Origin of the sequence: Citrobacter sp., assembly GCF_050252275.1 — a bacterium.
Classification (GTDB): domain Bacteria; phylum Pseudomonadota; class Gammaproteobacteria; order Enterobacterales; family Enterobacteriaceae; genus Citrobacter_A; species Citrobacter_A amalonaticus.
This window is the reverse complement of the sequence record NZ_JBFWLF010000376.1, coordinates 1-3,527: the sequence shown is the minus strand read 5'-3', so window position 1 is coordinate 3,527 and position 3,527 is coordinate 1. Positions and strand designations below refer to the sequence as shown.

Here is a 3,527-nt window from a genome sequence, read left to right as displayed (position 1 = left end):
TCACGCACTGCAGGCGGATGATGGCATCACCGGGTAATACTCTTGCGAACGCTTTCATCTCAAAGCTCCCTTGCCAGTTTGCGTTTTTCGTTCCACGCGGTGGCGCTGATGCTGACCAGGATAATGATGCCGCTGAAAACGGTGTGCCAGTACGAGGAGACGCTGAGCAGCGTCAGACCATTTTGCAAAAAGGCCAGCAGAATCACCCCCAGCAGCGTTCCGGTCAATGTGCCCCGACCGCCGCTCATGCTGGTGCCGCCGAGCACCACCGCCGCCAGCACCGTCAGCTCAAAACCGAGCAGCGAGTTTGGTGCGACGGACTGGGTGATCTGCGCCTGCACGACGGCGGCGACGCCGGCCAGAATACCCATGTAGCCGTAGACATAGAAATGCAGCTTCAACAGATTCAGCCCGAGGCGGGAGGCGGCGTCGCGGTTACCGCCCATCGCGTAAATCTGGCGACCGAGACGGGTGTAGTTCATCAGGATAGCGGTGAAGACGATCACTGCCGCCAGACACAGTAACGGCAGGGTAATACCGTAGTCATAGCCATCTGCCGCGGTGAACGAGAACCAGTTGATACCGTTCATGAACCAGTCCGGGAAGCCGTACAGCCAGGTGCCTTTGGTGGCGTAAACCAGCAGACCGTAATAGACGTTAAGCGTGGCGATGGTGATGATGATAGCGGGCACGCGCAGCCAGTAGACCAGAAAGCCGTTAATCAGCCCGAGCAATAACCCGACGGCGATGGCGATGGTCAGCGCCAGCAGAAAGTTGCCGCCGTGGGCGATCACCCAGCTTGCCATCGCGTATTGCGCTATCGCCGTCATCGCCGGGAACGAAATATCGATTCCGCCGGAGATCAGCACGACAAACAGCCCGCAGGCGAGAATACCGAGAATGGCGTAGCTGGTGGCGACGTCCGTCAGATTACCGAGTGACAGGAACTCGTCAGTGCTGACGCTCAGCCCAACGGCAAGCGCAATCACCAGCAGGCCCAGCCAGAATTCATGGTGCCCGATTAAACGGGAGAGATGAAAGTTATTCATGGATGACCTCGACCACCTCTGCAATGTCCTCTTCACGACAGCGATGCGGATTAAACTCGGCAACCAGCTTTCCGCGACGCATGACCAGTACGCGGTGGCTGTTGTAATACGCTTCCGGGATCTCATCGCAAATCATCAGCACCGCCATGCCTTGTTCCGCTAGATTGCGGGCGATCTGGTAGATCCCCTCTTTGTTGGCGATATCAACCCCCACCGTTGGGGAGTCCAGGATCAGGATATGCGGTTGGGTCGCCACCCATTTGGCGATGGCGATACGCTGGGCGTTGCCGCCGGAGAGCGTTTTGACCGGCAACTGCGGATCGGAAACTTTAATGTTCAGTTCACGGATCAGATCGGCGACCAGCGTTTTGGCTTTACCGTGATCGAGCAGGCCGCTGCGGGTATGCAGTTTGTCAAAGACCGTGACAATCGTGTTGTCGTAGATCGACTGTTCCATGATCAGCCCCTGGGTCAGGCGATCTTCCGAGACATAGCCGATCCCGTGTCTGATAGCGTCATGGTTGTTGCGCAGTTGAACCGGTTTCCCGTTAATGCGAATTTCCCCGCTGTCCGGATGCGTCATGCCAAACAGACTCAGGCAGAGCTCGGTGCGGCCTGCACCAAGCAGGCCGACAATTGACACGATCTCGCCGCTGCGCAGCGACAGGTTGATGTCCTGATATTTTCCTTTGCGGCTCAGGTTGCGCAGTTCCAGCATTGGCTCCTGTTCAACCGGCGGTTTTTCCGGCAGCGGACTGTAGTGGAAGCGTTGACCGGTCATCAGGAATGCCAGTTCATGGCTGTCGAGTTCGCTGGCGGGATACGTCCCCACCAGTTTGCCGTCGCGCATTACGCTGATGCGGTCCGCCACTTCCATCACCTCATCGAGACGGTGGCTGACGAACACCACGCAAATCCCGTCGGCTTTCAGTTCATTGACCACTCGCAGCAGGCCGTTGACCTCCTGGCGCGTCAGGGAAGCGGTGGGTTCGTCCATAATCACCAGACGCGCGTCGGCGGCAATGGCGCGACAAATCGCGACGAGCTGACGGTCGGCAATGGAGAGTTTTTCCACTTTTTTATCGGGATCGATGCTGACGCCAATCCGCTTCATTGCCGCCAGCGCCTGTTGCTTCATCGTACCGCGCCGCACCCAGATGTCGCCGCCGGGCAGGTAGCGGTTGACGGCAATATTCTCCGCCACGCTGAAGTTAGGAAAGAGGGATAAATCCTGATAGATAACCTGGATGCCGTAATGCGAAGAGAGCTGTGGTGACAACTGGTGAAACAGTTTGCCATCCAGCAGGATCTGCGCTCCTTTTTCCGGCTGATAGACTCCGGAAATCACTTTAATAATGGTGCTTTTACCGCAACCGTTCTGTCCTGCCAGACAGTGAACTTCGCCTTTTTTCAGCGTCAGATTCACATTATCCAGCGCCAGCACGCCCGGGAATTGCTTGCTGATATTCTCAAGAGTGATAAATGCGGTGGTGTCTGTCATGGACAATACCCCTGCGAGCGCCCTGACGGGCGCAGAGTGTTAAGCCTGTTGGTAGCGCCGACCAGACGGTCGGCGTTAGGTTTCCCTGGTGGTGGCTGGAGCCTTAGAAACCGAGTGATTGCGCGTTGTCTTTGGTGACTTCGAGGATCTTGTTAAAGCGGATCACTTTCTTCTCCATGTCGACATCGGCTTTCCCTAATCCTTCAATGGTCAGATCTGGCGTGACCTCTTTGCCCTGCAGCAACTGATCTGCCACGGTCACCAGCGCGTAACCGGCATCTTTTGGATCCCACAGCATCGCTTTTTTGATGTCGCCACGCATCAGATAAGGCGCTGCCTGTGCGGGCATTGCAATCCCCACCACGGCAATTTTATCTTTCGCGCGTTTTTTCTGTACTGCCTGACCGGCACCAATCGGACCCAGCGAACCGAAGCCAATGATGCCCTTCATCTGCGGATAGGTTTTCATCAGGTCCAGCGTCGTGGAGTAGGATTTGTCGATGCTCTCAGCCACCGGCAGACGAGTGGTGACTTCAAACATCTCCGGGTATTTTTCTTTCTGGTACTTGATGGCGTAATCGGCCCAGGCGTTGTGCAACGGCACGGTCAGCGAGCCGACGTAAATGGCATAGCCGCCTTTCCCGCCCATATCCTTCGCCAGCTCGTCAACGTTAGCCTGCGCGTACTTCTCGCTGTCGATCGTTTCGATATCCCACTGGCCGATTTGCTGATCTGGCGATTCGTGAGTCAGGACGACAATACCCTTATCGCGCGCTTTTTTAAGCACGGGCTCAAGCACCTTGGCGTCATTAGGTACCACAATGATCGCGTTAACGTTCTTGGCAATGAGATCTTCAATCACTTTTACCTGCTGAGCCGGATCCGGTGTGGAAGGGCCAGTCTGGTAAGCATTCACATCCAGTTTCTTCGCGGCTTCATTCACGCCGGTTTCCATGCGGTTAAACCACGGAATACCG

Annotated in this window: 3 protein-coding genes; all 3 read right to left on the bottom strand. The window is 56.2% G+C overall.

All coding sequences use genetic code 11. The features are described 5' to 3' along the window. Nucleotides 1–59 precede the first annotated feature (59 nt). Nucleotides 60–1,049, bottom strand: a complete 990-nt coding sequence (locus AB7E14_RS21805) for an ABC transporter permease (RefSeq protein ID WP_044253103.1) — start codon at nt 1,047–1,049, stop codon at nt 60–62. Next, the gene (locus AB7E14_RS21800; RefSeq protein WP_044264914.1) at nt 1,042–2,550 is read right to left on the bottom strand and encodes a sugar ABC transporter ATP-binding protein; all 1,509 of its coding nucleotides are present in this window, start codon (nt 2,548–2,550) and stop codon (nt 1,042–1,044) included. The genes AB7E14_RS21805 and AB7E14_RS21800 overlap by 8 nt, the downstream gene beginning before the upstream one ends. Nucleotides 2,551–2,653: 103 nt before the next feature. Further along, nucleotides 2,654–3,527: autoinducer 2 ABC transporter substrate-binding protein (locus AB7E14_RS21795; protein WP_428169950.1), on the bottom strand; the 874-nt coding region annotated here is incomplete at its 5' end.